This window comes from Virgibacillus tibetensis, assembly GCF_036026595.1.
Lineage (GTDB): Bacteria > Bacillota > Bacilli > Bacillales > Amphibacillaceae > Virgibacillus_P > Virgibacillus_P tibetensis.
Genome location: NZ_JARZFX010000002.1, coordinates 284,340 through 300,453 on the forward strand (window position 1 = coordinate 284,340; position 16,114 = coordinate 300,453).

General features: G+C 39.2%; 12 protein-coding genes and 1 pseudogene. 1 reads left to right on the forward strand and 12 read right to left on the reverse strand.

The annotated features are described in order from the left end of the window. Positions 1 to 5 precede the first annotated feature (5 nt). The 9 genes and pseudogenes from ilvD to QGM71_RS06230 form a co-directional block, all read right to left on the reverse strand. A complete protein-coding gene (gene ilvD, locus QGM71_RS06190; RefSeq protein ID WP_327606658.1) occupies positions 6 to 1,688 on the reverse strand; it encodes a dihydroxy-acid dehydratase in 1,683 nt (560 codons plus the stop codon). 163 nt (positions 1,689 to 1,851) lie between these two features. After that, the gene (locus QGM71_RS06195; RefSeq protein WP_327606659.1) at positions 1,852 to 2,817 is read right to left on the reverse strand and encodes a bile acid:sodium symporter family protein; all 966 of its coding nucleotides are present in this window, start codon (positions 2,815 to 2,817) and stop codon (positions 1,852 to 1,854) included. A gap of 596 nt (positions 2,818 to 3,413) precedes the next feature. Next, a pseudogene (locus QGM71_RS06200) lies at positions 3,414 to 4,257 on the reverse strand (aldo/keto reductase). A gap of 533 nt (positions 4,258 to 4,790) precedes the next feature. Further along, positions 4,791 to 6,191 carry a GntP family permease gene (locus tag QGM71_RS06205; protein WP_327606660.1) on the reverse strand — a complete coding sequence of 467 codons (1,401 nt, stop codon included), beginning with the start codon at positions 6,189 to 6,191 and terminating at the stop codon, positions 4,791 to 4,793. A gap of 98 nt (positions 6,192 to 6,289) precedes the next feature. After that, the gene (gene pdxA, locus QGM71_RS06210) at positions 6,290 to 7,306 is read right to left on the reverse strand and encodes a 4-hydroxythreonine-4-phosphate dehydrogenase PdxA (RefSeq protein ID WP_327606661.1); all 1,017 of its coding nucleotides are present in this window, start codon (positions 7,304 to 7,306) and stop codon (positions 6,290 to 6,292) included. After that, entirely contained in the window at positions 7,299 to 8,615 is a 1,317-nt protein-coding gene (locus tag QGM71_RS06215; protein WP_327606662.1) for a four-carbon acid sugar kinase family protein, read from the reverse strand. Before QGM71_RS06215 ends, pdxA begins: the two co-directional genes overlap by 8 nt. A gap of 15 nt (positions 8,616 to 8,630) precedes the next feature. Next, the gene (locus QGM71_RS06220) at positions 8,631 to 9,380 is read right to left on the reverse strand and encodes a DeoR/GlpR family DNA-binding transcription regulator (protein ID WP_327606663.1); all 750 of its coding nucleotides are present in this window, start codon (positions 9,378 to 9,380) and stop codon (positions 8,631 to 8,633) included. 511 nt (positions 9,381 to 9,891) lie between these two features. After that, complete coding sequence (locus QGM71_RS06225) at positions 9,892 to 10,566, reverse strand: HAD family hydrolase (RefSeq protein WP_327606664.1); 675 nt, start codon at positions 10,564 to 10,566, stop codon at positions 9,892 to 9,894. Between the two features lie 437 nt (positions 10,567 to 11,003). After that, positions 11,004 to 11,345, reverse strand: a complete 342-nt coding sequence (locus QGM71_RS06230; protein ID WP_327606665.1) for an ASCH domain-containing protein — start codon at positions 11,343 to 11,345, stop codon at positions 11,004 to 11,006. A gap of 219 nt (positions 11,346 to 11,564) precedes the next feature. Between QGM71_RS06230 and QGM71_RS06235 the strand changes: the two genes are divergently transcribed. Next, positions 11,565 to 12,788 carry an MFS transporter gene (locus QGM71_RS06235; protein ID WP_327606666.1) on the forward strand — a complete coding sequence of 408 codons (1,224 nt, stop codon included), beginning with the start codon at positions 11,565 to 11,567 and terminating at the stop codon, positions 12,786 to 12,788. A gap of 145 nt (positions 12,789 to 12,933) precedes the next feature. Here QGM71_RS06235 and QGM71_RS06240 read toward each other — a convergent pair whose 3' ends face one another. From QGM71_RS06240 to QGM71_RS06250, 3 genes are all read right to left on the reverse strand, one after another. Next, entirely contained in the window at positions 12,934 to 13,470 is a 537-nt protein-coding gene (locus tag QGM71_RS06240; RefSeq protein ID WP_327606667.1) for a helix-turn-helix domain-containing protein, read from the reverse strand. A 94-nt stretch (positions 13,471 to 13,564) separates the two neighbouring features. After that, on the reverse strand, positions 13,565 to 14,794 hold the full coding sequence (locus tag QGM71_RS06245) for a DUF819 family protein (RefSeq protein WP_327606668.1): 1,230 nt from the start codon (positions 14,792 to 14,794) through the stop codon (positions 13,565 to 13,567). An 89-nt stretch (positions 14,795 to 14,883) separates the two neighbouring features. After that, complete coding sequence (locus QGM71_RS06250) at positions 14,884 to 15,888, reverse strand: dipeptidase (RefSeq protein WP_327606669.1); 1,005 nt, start codon at positions 15,886 to 15,888, stop codon at positions 14,884 to 14,886. Between the last annotated feature and the right edge of the window lie 226 nt (positions 15,889 to 16,114).

The following is a 16,114-nucleotide window of genomic DNA, read 5'->3' on the forward strand; positions in this document are numbered from 1 at the left end:
ACTAATTATTTATTTAAAAAATCAGTTACTGCCCCTTTTGACGAACAGGAAACATTATGTGCATATTTTCCCAGAATGCCTTTTTTATACAGAGGTGGTGCTACCCATTCATTACGTCTCTTCTCCAGCTCATTTTCTGAGATTTCAAAGGAAATTTCTTTCTTATCCGAGTCAATCGTAACAAGATCACCTTCATGCAGGAAGGCAATTGGTCCACCTACCTGTGCTTCAGGTGCTATATGTCCAACCACTAACCCATGGGTACCTCCTGAAAAACGGCCATCAGTTAATAAGGCTACCTTTTCTCCTAACCCTTTACCAACTAAAATACTGGAAACGGACAACATCTCCGGCATTCCCGGTCCGCCTTTAGGTCCGATATATCGTATAACCAGTACATCTCCATCATTAATTTCATTAGCCATAACCGCAGCAGTTGCTTCTTTTTCAGTATTAAATACACGTGCAGGCCCAGTGTGGCGCTTTACTTTTACTCCGGATACCTTTGCAACAGCTCCACTTGGTGCCAGATTACCTTTTAATACAATTAATGGACCATCTGCCCGCTTCGGATTATCGAATGGCATAATTACATCCTGACCTTCTGCTAGTGAAGGTGCTTCTGCCAGGTTTTCAGCAACGGTTTTCCCTGTTACCGTCAGACAGTCTCCGTGAAGATAGCCTGCCTCATGAAGGAGCTTCATTACTGCCTGAACCCCACCCACACGATGCAGATCCTGCATAACATATTTACCGCTTGGCTTCAGATCAGCCAGATGTGGTGTATTCGCTTGAATCCGGTTAAAATCATCAATCGTTAAATCTACTTCTATCGCATGGGCGATGGACAGTAGATGAAGAATGGCATTCGTTGATCCACCTAAAGCCATCACTACTGTAATAGCATTTTCAAATGCCTCTTTTGTCATAATGTCTTTTGGATAAATATCCTTCTCCAGTAAATGATATACTGCTTTTCCTGCAGCATCACAATCTTCTTCCTTCTCGGGAGATTCAGCTGGGTTTGATGAACTTCCTGGCAGACTCATCCCCATTGCTTCCACTGCTGACGCCATCGTGTTAGCCGTATACATTCCTCCACACGCACCAGCACCAGGACAAGCGCTGCATTCGATTGCTTTTAATTCTCCATCATCTATCCGACCATTATTATGCTGACCTACGCCTTCAAATACCGATACTATATCAATATCCTTTCCTCGATGAGAACCTGGTGCAATCGTTCCTCCATAAACAAATACGGATGGAACCTCAGAGTTCGCAATCGCGATCATGCAGCCGGGAATATTCTTATCACAAGCGCCAATGGTAACAAGTCCATCAAGACTTTCCGCTCCAACCACTGTTTCAATAGAATCAGCTATTACATCACGGCTGGGCAATGAAAACCGCATTCCATCGGTCCCCATTGAAATCCCGTCTGAAACGGTTATCGTATTAAAAATTAGTGGTACGCCACCTGCTTCTCTGGCACCTTGCTTTGCTTTTAACGCCAAATCATCAATATGTATATTACATGGCGTGACCTCACTCCACGTGCTCGCAACTCCAATCATCGGCTTCTTAAAATCATCTTCTGAAACACCAACAGCCCGCAGCATTGCCCGGTTTGGTGCCTTCATTGTTCCATCAAATACTTTACTTTTTATACGTAAATCTTTTCCCATTTTATATCCCACCTATCTATCGAGTAATTATAAGACTATTTTTTTAATAGTTCAATGTATTTATTCTATTTAAATTATACCAATTAATAAAAAATGTGAACTTAAACCTCTGAAATTGGAGTAACCTGTGTTTTAGTGAAAGGTTTTTTTGTAAAATATAAGGTTAACCTATTTTTTCATTTTTAGTATCAACAGGTTTCGTATATTCACTCCGCTTTCCCCACCATGTTGCTAGAATTGGTCCTGAGATATTATGCCAAACACTAAATAAAGCACTCGGTACGGCGGCTATTGGGGCAAAGTGAGCTAGAGCTAATGCTGACCCTAGTCCCGAATTTTGCATACCTACTTCAATCGAGACTGCTTTCTGTTCACTTAAATCAAATTTCAATCCTTTTGCTAGTAAGTAGCCAATGAATAGTCCTAACACATTATGCAATACAACAACCATGAAAATCAACAAGCCTGTAGTAACTATAGCATCCGTATTAACAGCAACAACCGCAGAAGCTACCCCAACGATTCCAATAACCGAAACGAGTGGTAATGCAGCGACACTTTTTTCCACTTGTTTACGAAATAATAAGCGAACCACAATCCCTAAAACAATAGGAATCAAAACAATTTGTACAATTGAGATAAACATGCTTCCGGCAGAAACTGGCAGCCATTGACTTGCAAAAAGCAATGTTAAAGCTGGTGTAAGAATTGGAGCAAGCACCGTGGAAACTGCTGTAACCGATACAGATAAGGCAGTATTTCCTTTGGCCAAAAAAGTCATAACATTGGACGCTGTGCCACCTGGACAACAGCCAACTAAAATAACGCCAACCGCTACCTCTGGAGGAAGTTGGAATGCCATTGCCAGCCCAAATGCAAGTAAAGGCATAATCGTAAATTGAGCTGCTACCGTAACAAGGACACTTTTCGGGGCTTGAAAAACCCCTTTAAAATCACTTAAAGAAAGGGTGAGCCCCATCCCAAACATAATAATACCTAACAGGAGTGAAATGTGCGGTGCAATCCATGTAAACCCCCCTGGAAATATGAAACTTAATACAGCGAATAAGATAACCCAAACCGCAAATGTATTTCCTGCAAAATTACTGACTTTCTCTATTGTCTTCAATTCATTCCCTCCAGCCTCTATTAATACATTGAATTCTCTAAATGCGATGGTATACTATCAATTTTCTGATAATTAATTTATGATTCTATCATAAATTAAAAGGAAAAGGTAGAATTTTTTATTTTTCCACTAACAGTCATATCGTTTTTTATGAATAAAATAATACGATTACAGCTTAATTATGAACAGTTTGTGAAATTTCTTCTACATTGAAATAGGTAATTATACCTATCTTGCGGACATAGTTTGTATTAGACACTTAACAAAAAGGTAAGATTCTTAACAGGACAATCCATATTAATTGACGGTGGGATATCTTATAATTAATTTCAAACTTCATAAAAGAGGCTGGGGCATAACTAAATGGGAAGAATGAGAATCCGAACAATCGGAACTTAGCGTAGGCAAAATACGCAGACTCCTGTGGGAACAGCACGAGCTGATGATCCACTGTGTGAAGTGCTCTTTTTCACACAGTTAGCTGAAGCCGTGCCCACGGAAAGCGAAGTATTTTGCCGAAGCGGTACATTTGCTCAGGCGTTAATGTTCGGATTTTCCTGAATAATTCTTCTTTTGTCCCAACCTCTTCTGCTATATTACTGATCAAAACTGTCGGGATTGGTACCAGCACGATCGTCTATATTTAACGCATTAATTCGATCCATATCCTCATCAGACAAGAAGAAATCAAATATATCCGCGTTCTCAATAATCCGATGTTTTTTTACTGACTTTGGTATAGTTATTACATTACTTTGAATGTCCCATCGCAAGATTAGTGGGCCGGCGATTTGCCGTATTTCTCTCCAATTCCCTTGATGGTTGGCTCATCCAGAAGACCACCCCGTTTCAGCGGTGACCATGCTTCGAACTGAATATTTTCCTTCTCACAAAACGTTCTTAGCTCAACCTGTGTTAGATGCGGGTGAAACTCCACTTGATTAATCGCTGGTTTGACAATGCTATCTGAGAGCAGATCCTCCAGATGCTGTACATGAAAAGCTGTACATGAAAATTACTAACACCAATGGCTCTAACTTTTCCATCAGCATACAACTGTTCCATTGCTCTCCAGGTTTCTTTGTACTTTCCTTTCACTGGCCAATGAATCAGGTAGAGGTCAAGGTAATCTAAGTCAAGATTGTTCAGACTGTTTTCTAATGCCTCTAACGTACTTTCATAACCCTGCTCATCATTCCAAACTTTTGAGGTTACAAAGAGTTCCTCTCTTGGCATACCTGAATCCCTAATTCCTTGTCCCACACCTGTTTCATTATCATAGAAGGACGCAGTATCAATACTTCTATAGCCGTGCTTTATTGCATCCTTAACAGATCTAACTACACTATTGCCATCTTCAACTTTATAAACACCTAGACCAAAGCCAGGCATTTTCACACCATTATTTAGCGTAATGGTGTCCTGTAGATTAGTAATCATGGTTTTCCTCCATTTCTTAAAAGATCTATTGCTATTATCACATAGTATCGTGGCAAATTCATAAATTTACTTTAATGTACAGAACAAAGGCGCAGGGCGCCCGTTTATCACCGTATGCGCTGCGCCCGCGCATCGCGGGTGGGTCGACGTTGCCGCGCAAAGCGGCGTAGTTAGTCGATCTTCCTTTAGAGTATGAGATATTAGTTAAAGGATGTTCGACAAGATCGCCACGTCCTTGAAAAAGAAAAGCACTTTTCCTGCGTGCGATGTATTTCACAGATGCTTTCCTTATCCTGTGGCATCGTCGAACTGACCTACATCCTGTAGGCCCGAGTGTAACGAATTGATGTTGACTTATCGCAAGAAGAGGCCGGAAGGGCACTAGGTGATGGGCGCTGAAGCTGGACGCGGCTGTTTAATTGTAAGAATTAATTCCTGCTAAAAATTTTTGCTTTCTTACCCATGAACAAATAGAGTCACCCCAAGCTGGGATAACCCTATCGACAAACGTTAATAAAAATGGGTGCTGTACTCTAAAACAACCGAACAACGAAATCGGCTATTAATAGCATTACTAAGGATACTGCCCAAGCGATTGTTGTTGGAACAGACCAAACTAAAATTTGTTCTTTCACATTTTTAATTCCAAGCATTCTGTTTACAACCCAGAATAAGCTATCGTTAAAGTAGGAGAAGATCATCGCACCTAATGCAGCTGCTTGAGCAGCCAATACTAAGTTAACATCCAGACTAGCAACAATTGGCGCTGAAATTGATGCAGCTGTTATCATTGCCACAGTCCCACTACCTTGAACGAGACGTACAAACGTAGCAATAAAGAATGGTACTAATACAGCTGGAATAGCCCATTGTGCTACTTGTTGAGCAATTAAGTCGCCTGTACCACTTGCACGTAGTACTTCACCTAAGGCACCACCTGCACCAGTTAGAAGTAAGATAATACCCGCAGTTTTAATTCCTTCTTCCATACGGTCTAGCGTATCTGATTTACGAAGGTGATTCGTAAGTGTATAGATTGCAACAATTAACCCAAGACCTACAGCAATGACGGGATTTCCGATAAATTGTGCATAAGATAGGAACGTTTCATTTAGAGTCATCATACCTGAATCATGTAGTGCTCCCAATGTTGTATTTATGAAAATTAATATAATTGGTATTAAAATCGGCATAATTGCTTTCGTAAATGAAGGTAATTCTTTCTCTCTATCATCAACTTCTTCTAAGAATTCCTTATAAACCTGTCCTTCATCTAACCTTACGAAGCCTTCCCCTTCTTCAGCTGGCACTTGATGAATTTTGCTGCCAATCCATTTAGCATATAATACGCCAGAAATAATAATTGGAACAGAAAATAGAAGTCCTACTAAGATCATAAGCCCAACATCTGCGCCAAAAATTCCAGCTACACCTAATGGACCTGGTGTTGGTGGTACTGCATGGTGAGTTGTTGCTAAACCTATAGCAAGTGCTACCCCTATGCCAATAACAGATTTTCCGGTTTTACGAGATATAGCTTTAACTAGAGGCTGCAAAATAACAAACGCCGAGTCAACAAAGATCGGAATGGCAACAACATAACCTGCAACTGCCATTGCCCATTCTTCCTTTTTCTTTCCTAACTTTTTAACAAGCGTATAGGCGAGCTTTTCGGCTGCTCCTGATACTTCCAAAATCCTCCCCATCATTACCCCTAAACCGATAATAATACCGATTGAACCTAATGTACTACCGAAACCATTGGTAATTGTCGAAATAACATCTGTTGGATTCATACCACCTACAATACCAGTTACGGATGCTGCAATAAGAAGTGCAATAAATGCATGAATCTTTGTTTTTAATACTAAAATAATCAATAATGCAATTCCTAATACTAGACCGATAATCATCTGTGTACCTGATACTTCCATAACCTGACTCTCCTCCATGTAATGGCTTTCATTAGTTTGAAAATTTAACTGGGGTTATTATTCAGGAACCCCAGTTAGTATTTATTTATCATGCTATTTTATTCCATTGTGTCTCTGGTGAATTTAGGTGCATATTTAGCAGCTAATTTAATACATTCTTCCATGCTGACACTTGACGCAATATTTTTACCTGCAATATCAAATGCTGTCCCATGGTCAACGGATGTTCTTAAGAAAGGTAAACCATTTGTAATCGAAATTGTTCTATGAAAATCAGTCATTTTCGCTGCAATATGTCCTTGGTCATGATACAAGGATAATACTGCATCATATTTTCCATTTAATGCTTGGAAAAATACAGAATCAGCTGGAACGGGTCCGACAGCATCGATTCCATTTTTTACTGCTGCTTCAATTCCTGGTCCAATTTCGTCTACTTCTTCCATCCCAAACAGACCACCTTCCCCACTATGCGGGTTCAGACCAGCAACGGCGAATTTACGACTTTCAACACCAAGACGTTGGAGGGCTTTATCACAACGAGTCAGATAATCGCGTACACGTTCTTTTGTCATTTGTGCAATTGCACCTTTTAAAGACAAGTGACGTGTTAAGAAAAAGATTCGCATATCATTTACTTGAAACATTGTTAACGGATCTTTAGTATTCGTAAGCTCTTCAAGCATTTCAGTGTGTCCAATATAAGGGACATCAGCAGCTTTTAATGATTCTTTATTAATCGGTGTCGTCGCTAAAGCTTTTACATGACCTTCTTTTGCAAGATTTACAGAGGCCTCAATGTATTCAAATGCAGCTTTCCCGCATTGTGCTTGAACCTCACCATATTGAAGCTCATCCATATCTATATTTTTTAAATCAATAACATCGACAGTACCATACTCATATGCACCATCTTCAGGCTTTTTGATCACATTAAGCTTAAGATTTGCTTCGACAATTTCTATTGCTTTAGCAAATACATTGGCATCACCTACAACAACTGGTTTACACATGTTATAAATTTCTTCATTTTGTAAAGATTTAGCCGTGATTTCTGGTCCAATACCTGCTGGATCTCCCATTGGGATTGCGATAATTGCTCTTTCATTAGTCATGTTTTTGTACCCTCCTGGTTGATTTAGTTCTTAAAAAATTCACACTCGAATAAATAGATTTCTTATCTCCGACCATACCGCCTTTGGTGACAATCGGTAATTCTGGGAAGTAGCCACCAATCAATGTCCCATATGCTGCTAATGGCAACACTTCATCCTCTAGTTTAATTCCTGATGCCATACTCAAAGCACATAGTGACGCAGTAACGTCTCCACCACTTGTAAAACAGCCTTGAACTGGATAATTTGTTTTCTCTAAAACACGCCTTGTTATTTTAGCAAGACCATCTGTTATTCGTTTAGCCAAAGCATCCTGTGTCGAGTTTTCTCGTTCGGCTACTGCTTTTAAGTTAACAAGTCCGGTTCCCTCCTTGTAAGTAGTTATGATGAGTACATCATCGTGATGAATTCGTTCAAGTGCTACTTCAATTGCACGATCTACTTCATCCTCCCAGCTTGATTCCAATGTAGCTAGCTTTTCCGCGGAAACATATACTGGTGTGGAATGGGTTTTTTCCTTCAAATATTGAAGCTGACGACCAGATAATGAGGTAACACTTCCAACCGTTACAATTACCTTTCTTTGCTCGATCAATTGATGGGAATACGCTTTTGCATATGCCGCTGTTAATGGACCGGGATCAACCGGAACAAGCTTTACTTTTTTTTGAACAGTAACCATTGATTTTGCAATTGTTTCAATATCTTCTTCAGTTACTGCATCCACTACGATAATTCGTTCGCCTGTAACTATTTGCTGCTCTATTGTAGCTCTAAGCTGCTCCATTCCTGCTAACACTTTATCTAAGCCGATATGGCCAACTGCATATTTACTCTGTTCTTGAATAATTCCTGGTACGTAAGACTGTGTAATTGGCGCAACTGGATCTTTTGCAACATCTGTTTCTTGAACTGGAATTCCATCTACTAGTAAATATCCACCAGAAGAAATCCTTCCAGAATCAGGAAATGACGCAACAACAATTGCAACACTATTCTCACCAACTGCATCCAGAACAGTATCTATTTCAAGACCTATTTTCCCGCGTACCGTACTATCAATTCGTTTACATATAACCTCTGCATCCCAAGTCTGTAAATCTTCCATAGCCTGGTTTACTCTATTGACAACGATTTCATCTAATGCATAACGAGAATCAGTATCTATACATACTGCATCGAGATCTCCAGAGTCAAGTATCTTGTCCATAAAAAGAACTGTTGCTGAATTAAATCCTTGTTTACTTAAGCGTACACCTGTAGCGTTTGCACCAGTTAAGTCATCAGCTATTACTCCAACTTTCACCATGATTCACCTCGTTTATTATATGATTTCTATTTTTTCGGATACTATGTGCTTCGTTTCTTCAGTAATATCATCATCCGTAATAAAACCTGTTAACTCATTTAAGTCACAAACTTTGGAGAATGCTTTTTGACCTAGTTTATTGGAATCAGCAACAAGCAATGTATTCTCTGCAGTACGAATCATCAGCTGTTTTACTAATGATTTTTCAAAAGTTGGAGAAGTTACACCAACATTCACATCAATAGCATGTGCTCCTAAGAAAAATAGATCAACATGGATATCTTTTAAGAAGTGATGGGTTTGCGGGCCAAACAACGCGCCAACATCATTTTGCAGTTCCCCACCAGTTACAATTACTTTCAACGGACTATCGACTAACTCAGCAGCGATTTTTATATCATTTGTAATCACTGTAATACTTTCTCGATTACGTAATAACCTTGCTAACTCTAAAGTGGTTGTTCCTGAGTCTAACATGATTATTTGATCTTTTTTTACATAAGTAAGCGCCTTTTGAGCTATGATCCTTTTTTGTGCAATTCGTCTGGTTTCTTTTGTTAAAAAAGGGATTTCAGTAATAAGCGGCTTTGGTAAGACAGCTCCACCGTGAATGCGGATAACCTGCCCTGCTTCCTCTAATTGATCTAAGTCTCTTCGAATGGTCATTGGTGATACGTTTAGCTCTGCTGAAAGTACGTCAATTTCAACTTTTTCGTTATCTCTCAACTGTTGCATAACCCATTCTCTTCGTTCAGTTGGTTGCATAGAACCAGCCCTTTACATTATTTATATTGAACATTTTATGTTAGTTGTTAACATTATTATGTTACTTTATAACAAAAAAGTCAACAATAATGTTATTTTTTATCTTTCATATAACTAAATGTAAGACCTTCACCCCATTCCTAGCGGCATTAAAGGCATAATTCTTCTGTAGTAAGGTTTTTCAATCCCAAAATAATCATTCACTATAGCGGGCCTGCTCTTTCTCCATGTAAATGAATCTTTCCAAACTGTCTTTTTGGACCAGTCATTTGGTTTGGTGTAAGTGTAATTTCTAAACCAAACGGTGCATGATTACTTGAAATAATTCTGATGGTGTATTATCAAGTATTCTGGAAGGTTGCAATTTACCGATACTTTTGCTGCCTGCTTTCCTTTTTACGGTTTTCTTGTATCTCACTTGCCTATTTGCCTATAATAGAATGCAAAAAGAGCCATCTACTAGGATAGCTCTCTTGATAACTTTCAACAAAAAGTGGGAAGTGACAGACATCTAAGCAAATATCGGCCATTTATTGTTCTCCGCAATTTTCACCATATCTTCTTTTGGATTGACTACTATGGGACGATCTGCGAATTGAAATAAGGGGATATCACTTTCACTATCCGCATAGGCCCATATCTCAACTGTGTTTTCCGTTGGTGCTCCGGCGTTTCTCAGCCAATCTTCTACTTTCCTCACTTTTTCATCACCATTGACAATCGTGTTTATCTTTCCTGTACATATTCCATTTTCGTCGTACAATAATTCCGTTCCGATCACATGAACATCAAGGTCTACTGCTTCAATAAACGAATGCAGAAATGGCAGAAGTGCACCGGATAAGACAATCACTGCATCTCCCCGATTCAGGTGTTCCCTGATTCTGGTTACGAGCTCCTTATGTACCTCTTCTTTTCCAATAGTCACAAGCTCATGGAAAAATTTCTCCAGTTCCTGCTTACTCTGCCCTTTAAATGACTTTGCAAATGCTTTGAAAAATTGATGCCGGAAAGCTTGTTTACCACCAGTCAGCCCTTTTATTCCTGCCTTTACCATTCCAATAAAGACGACAGACCATTCTTTCAGTCCAAATTCCTTTTTTGCTACCTGGAACATAACTTTGAAGGAATTCCCCTGGTAAAGGGTACCATCAAAATCACTGTTACAACCGCCACGAATGATCACCTCTGGTATTAAATTTAATTAACAGATAATGGTTATTGGTTTTAGTATAACATAGAAAATTGTACACCTAGAACAAACAGATTTTAATTATATGAAATTACCTTCGCAAAAAACCTCTCATCAGTACATCAATGGTTTCGATAATGTTTCTCCAGGAAATGCCTGCACGACTGAGTGTTGTTTCCTCATAGATCTACGAAAGGCTATTCACAGCAGTTTGGTAACCCCATATATTGCTGACCATCATTATTGCTACCAAAGTGTAGTTTATTTTACCTAGCGGAATCAGAAAGCCACTTTCAATAAGTAGCAGAATTCATAATTTTATTGTGTGGCACTTATCTCAACTTTGATAAATTAAAGCAACAATCATTAAAAAAAGAACCTTACAAAAAAAGTGAACCAATCTTATCGACTGATTCACTTCTTTTTTCTTATTACTTTACTAATTCATATTCATGGACCCAGACATTCATATCAGGTAGCCATTTCATGCCAGGATGCATCGAGAGAATCGACTGCTTATATTCATCCAGGTTTTGATAACCTTCCTGCCGGGCATTCTCTTCTGTAACATCACCGAGCTTTTGAGCGTATATAGTTTTTACTGCAAATTTGTGGTTTTTAAGGACCATTACCTCACCGATATCTGCGTAGATCCCATTTCGGCGAGTTGCTGTTTTTTGCCCATTGATGACTTTCTCTATATCATCTGCAACCGTGACGAGTTTTTCAATGGTACACGTTTTTGGTGGAAGTGAATTAGTTTCTTTTGTCATTGGAATTCCCTCCTTTATATCTGTACTTATAGTATAAACCTTGAGTGAAAACAACGCTATGTTTTTGGTGAATAAATCAAAAACCATTCCATTGTAAACTAACAGCTTGACTTTACGTCCATAATTAACTAGATTGAGACAAACTAGCATACGTAAAATAGTATCATAGATCAGAAGAAAATGAAGCGCTTTTCTGACCTTAAGAAGGATAGGATACCTATGGATAATACGAAAAAAAAATCGAACAAGCAGAAAAATAATCAAACCGTTTATTCAATTTTATTCATTATTGGAACATGTCATCTATTAAATGATTCGTTGCAGGCTGTTATTCCTGCCATGTTTCCTATTTTGGAAAAATCGTTAGGGCTGACCTTTACCCAGTTAGGTCTCATTGCCTTTACGTTAAACATGGTCTCTTCAGTTATGCAGCCTTTAATTGGTATGTATACAGATAAACATCCGCTGCCTTATGCGCTGCCACTGGGTCTTACGAGCAGCATGGTCGGTATGCTCGGCCTCGCACTTGCTCCTGACTTTTGGACAATACTTATCAGCGTATTCTTTATAGGACTTGGATCTGCTGTTTTTCATCCGGAGGGTTCACGGGTAGCTTACCTAGCTGCCGGCACGCGCAGAGGTCTTGCCCAGTCAATTTACCAGGTTGGGGGGAACTCCGGCCAGGCTCTTGCACCGGTCATTACAGCCTTAGTACTTGTTCCATTAGGACAATTTGGGGCAATCTGGTTTACATTAATTGCGGGTTTAGCTGTTTTCTTTCTCATGCACATTTCAAAGTGGTATGCTGCTCAAATAAAATTGTTCTCCAGCAGCAAGAAGAGTCAAATTATAAAACGACCTAACAAAAAAATGTCCAAAGCTATTAAAAATGCAGTAATAGTTCTTATATTTCTCGTATTTGCCCGTTCTTGGTACACGGCAGCCATCTCTAACTTTTATGCATTTTATGCGATTGAGAGTTATGGGCTAACCATAGCAAAATCACAAATTTATATCTTTACCTTCTTAGTCATGGGAGCGGTTGGTACTTTCTTCGGTGGCCCTTTAGCTGATCGATTCGGTAAACGGAATGTCATTTTAATTTCCTTACTGGCGCCCGCTCCACTTGCGTTACTTCTACCGCATATCGGTGCAGTTAGTTCAGTTATCTTACTGGCATTAATCGGTTTCTTGCTGATGTCCAGCTTCTCAGTAACCGTTGTCTATGCACAGGAACTCATTCCAGGAAAAATCGGCACGATGTCCGGGCTTATTGTCGGGTTAGCATTCGGCATGGGTGCGATCGGTTCTGTTGCCCTCGGATCGATGATTGATCTGGTTGGTTTGACGACGACGATGATTGCCATCTCCACCCTGCCTCTACTGGGGATCCTGACATATCTCTTGCCAACAGATGAAAAAGTCAGAGGTTGGTATGCATAAAAAAATCGCATGCAAAGTAAACTTTACACAGGAAATAGGAAAAAGAACCAGACATATAATTCTCTGGTCCTTTTCCTGTCAGGATTGCAGTATTTTGTGATTTCCATGCAACATCACGCACATTCTATCTAATCGTTCATTTCATTTACACAATTCTTCCAGTCATCGCCCAAATAGAGATAGTAGTTTCTTCTGTATGATTAAAAAATCGGTGAGGGACTGTACTTTTAAAGCGGATGGTATCGCCCTCATTTAAGATGTGCTTCGTATCCCCAAGCAAAACGGTCATTTCTCCCTTTAGCACATGACCGCATTCTTCTCCTGAATGCTCTATAAGCTGTTTTTCTTCCTGACCAGGCTCGAGATGGATGATAATCATTTCAATCGTACCATCTGTGATAGGTGTTAATAATTCATATTTAGAATGGGACTGGGGAAATGTTAACGTTTTTCGTTTGTCTGCACGTATAATGTGCGTCGTATGATCATCGTTCTGCAAAAGTGAGGAAATAGATACATCCAGCCCTTTGCATATTTTATAAAGTGTTGTCAATGTCGGATCGGTCTTTTTTCGTTCTATTTGGCTGATCATACTTACACTGACTCCTGATTTTTCAGATAGTTGTTTTAATGATAGGTTTTGTTCTCCTCGCAAACTTTTGATTTTCGTCTCATCAAACATAGTATCTACCTCAATTAGTGAATTTTTACCAATTATACCATAGGTGAAGCCAGGCATCCTTACACAAAGTAGAACACCTGGCGTTCAATCTGACTTACATCATACTTGAGAACCAGAAACCGAGCAATGTTCCAATATAGTTTCCGATAATATAACCGAACGTTCCAACAACAAGGATCGGTCCCACCAGGTTCTTCCATCCCTTAGCGATAGCCATTGCTGCTGCAGTGGTCGGTCCACCAATGTTCGCGTTGCTGGCAACCAGCACATCTTCCAGATTGTACTTGAATAGTTTTCCGAAAGTTAAAGAAATAACCATATTGATCATCACTATAATGAACACAAACACTAACAACAATGGTGCATTATTAATAATGAGTGGTATAGAAGCTGGTATACCAATAACTACAAAGAATATATAAATCAGGAATGTACCGATTTCCTGGCTTCCGTTAATGCTTTCAAAGTATCTCGGAAATAGGGCCAGCATAATGAATGTAATAGTAGTAAGCATCAGGTATTTGTCACCAAGCAACCCATTAAGAATATTTAATATCGTGGAAACATTCTCCCCAGAAGGGATTGCTTGTCCAATAAATTCCGCCACCTTGAATGATACAATAACGAGTAAGAAGGCTGTCCCAACGGATAATGCAATATCTTTTAGAGATATATCCTTCCTTTTCCAAAAACCTTCTGCCAGTGTTTTCCCTTCTTCATTACTACCAATCCCTCTTTCAACTTCTTCGATATGAGGAGTATTGAACCGCTTCCTGAAAAAGGCTGTTGCAGGTATGAGCATTAAAATAACAAAATACACAGCCATCATTAAGTTATCAGCAACTACAGTGGCTGAGACCATTTCACCTGGGGTGTCGTATTTCGCGGACATAGCTGCAAAGTTGACACCTCCACCGATATAAGAACCACTTATTATTGCACCTATTTTTTCGAGGTATGGAATATGATCTTTTAATAGAAAGAAACTTATAATAGTACCAGCTACTGTTCCAACTGAACTGATGAAAAACATGATCAGTAATTTTCCACTTTCCTGCCATATTTTTTTGAAATTAACATGGAATAGAAGCAACGGAATCGCTACAGGTACAATCACGCTCCAAATAGCGTCATATACCGAAGATTCTGTAGGAATTATCCCTGTATTTGATAGGACGATTGCCCCAATAAGCGCGATAATTGCTCCAGATACTTTGGATGCCCAGCTGTAACGCTGCTCCAGATAGATACTTATAGAAGCCCAAACGATAATGATACCCCATAATGTTATTGTATCGTTAGGCTGAATGAGTGATTCACCCATATGTGTAACCTCCTTGAGTTATATAGTGCCAGTTAAATTCATTCTTTTGTGATGATGCATCGAGAACAAATTCCGGTTTGCATTCATGTTCATTTTCTTAAAGTATGATGATTCTTCATAAACAGAGAAGCATTCGTAAAACTGACTGCTTCCAGTTCTTTGGTTGAAAATCCTCTTTTGCTCATTCTATCCAGCAGATCGGGAACCTTGGAGACATTTTCCAGCCCCTTCGTATATTCGGTAAATCCGCTTCCACCTAAATTATAGGAAGCAAGATAATCGACAAAATCAAATCCGAATGCAAGATGTTCATAGCCAACCAGATCGGCAATATGTATGGCATGGTCTATAAACCGTTCGACAGTTGGAGAATCTTTATCGACAAATGCTCCATAAGCATTCAAACCAATTATTCCTCCCCTGTTTGCAATCGCCTTTATTTGTTCATCGGTTAAGTTGCGTTCATGATCACAAATGGCTTTGGCATTACTATGGGAAGCAATAAATGGATGCTCACTCAGGTTGTAAATATCCCAGAAGGTTGCTTCATCCTGGTGAGATACATCCAATAGCCAGTTATGATCAATGGATTGTTGCAGAGCATATTTTCCAGAGGTAGTAAGCCCTTTTTCTTGATAGGAATCAGCCCCTGTCCCAGTTGACAGGAAATTATGTTCGTTCCAGGCAAATATGGAATGCATCACATTACTTTGATCCAATTGGTTGAATGCGTTTTCAATTTTTGACTCTGGTGTTTCACCTGGCCAATCATCCATAAACGTAAGACCTTCCAAACCTAAATGTATTTTTATGGAGCTGGAATGGGACGGATTTTCATAAGGCTGATTTGGATCATGAATGATTGCATGTTTAGAGGTCTTCAGATCCTCCATCACATAAGTAAATAATGTTTGAAATCTATCATAAGCTTGTTCGCAGAATTTCGGTTCCACCCAAAACACACAAATTATAGAGTCGACACCACCTTTCTTAAGATTTGGATAATGATACCGGTCGAAAATGTCTTTCTCGCCAGAACTTTTTCGCCATGCGATATCTGTAAATAGGTCGGAATGCAGATCAAAGACTCTCAAGTTGGACGCTCCTTCATTAGTTGAATGGTAGATTACTAGAATTCCTTTCCTTAATTACCCTATATAAATTATGCTATAGTGTAATTTATTTAATATACTATAATAAATTATTAGAAATTGCAAATTAATTAAATAATTAGTGGCTATTTTTATAAGATCGGAAACTTTTGAAGTTGGTATCCTAACGTGGTCCCTATCAAATAATTTTCATAAAAAAAACTGCAGC

Bases quoted from the DNA above. Each gene is read 5' to 3' on its own strand.
- ilvD (WP_327606658.1), bottom strand. From the start codon at position 1,688: ATGGGAAAAGATTTACGTATAAAAAGTAAAGTATTTGATGGAACAATG.
- QGM71_RS06230 (WP_327606665.1), bottom strand. From the start codon at position 11,345: ATGACAAAAGAAACTAATTCACTTCCACCAAAAACGTGTACCATTGAA.
- pdxA (WP_327606661.1), bottom strand. From the start codon at position 7,306: ATGACTAATGAAAGAGCAATTATCGCAATCCCAATGGGAGATCCAGCA.
- QGM71_RS06220 (WP_327606663.1), bottom strand. From the start codon at position 9,380: ATGCAACCAACTGAACGAAGAGAATGGGTTATGCAACAGTTGAGAGAT.
- QGM71_RS06215 (WP_327606662.1), bottom strand. From the start codon at position 8,615: ATGGTGAAAGTTGGAGTAATAGCTGATGACTTAACTGGTGCAAACGCT.
- QGM71_RS06235 (WP_327606666.1), top strand. From the start codon at position 11,565: ATGGATAATACGAAAAAAAAATCGAACAAGCAGAAAAATAATCAAACC.
- QGM71_RS06240 (WP_327606667.1), bottom strand. From the start codon at position 13,470: ATGTTTGATGAGACGAAAATCAAAAGTTTGCGAGGAGAACAAAACCTA.
- QGM71_RS06205 (WP_327606660.1), bottom strand. From the start codon at position 6,191: ATGGAAGTATCAGGTACACAGATGATTATCGGTCTAGTATTAGGAATT.
- QGM71_RS06245 (WP_327606668.1), bottom strand. From the start codon at position 14,794: ATGGGTGAATCACTCATTCAGCCTAACGATACAATAACATTATGGGGT.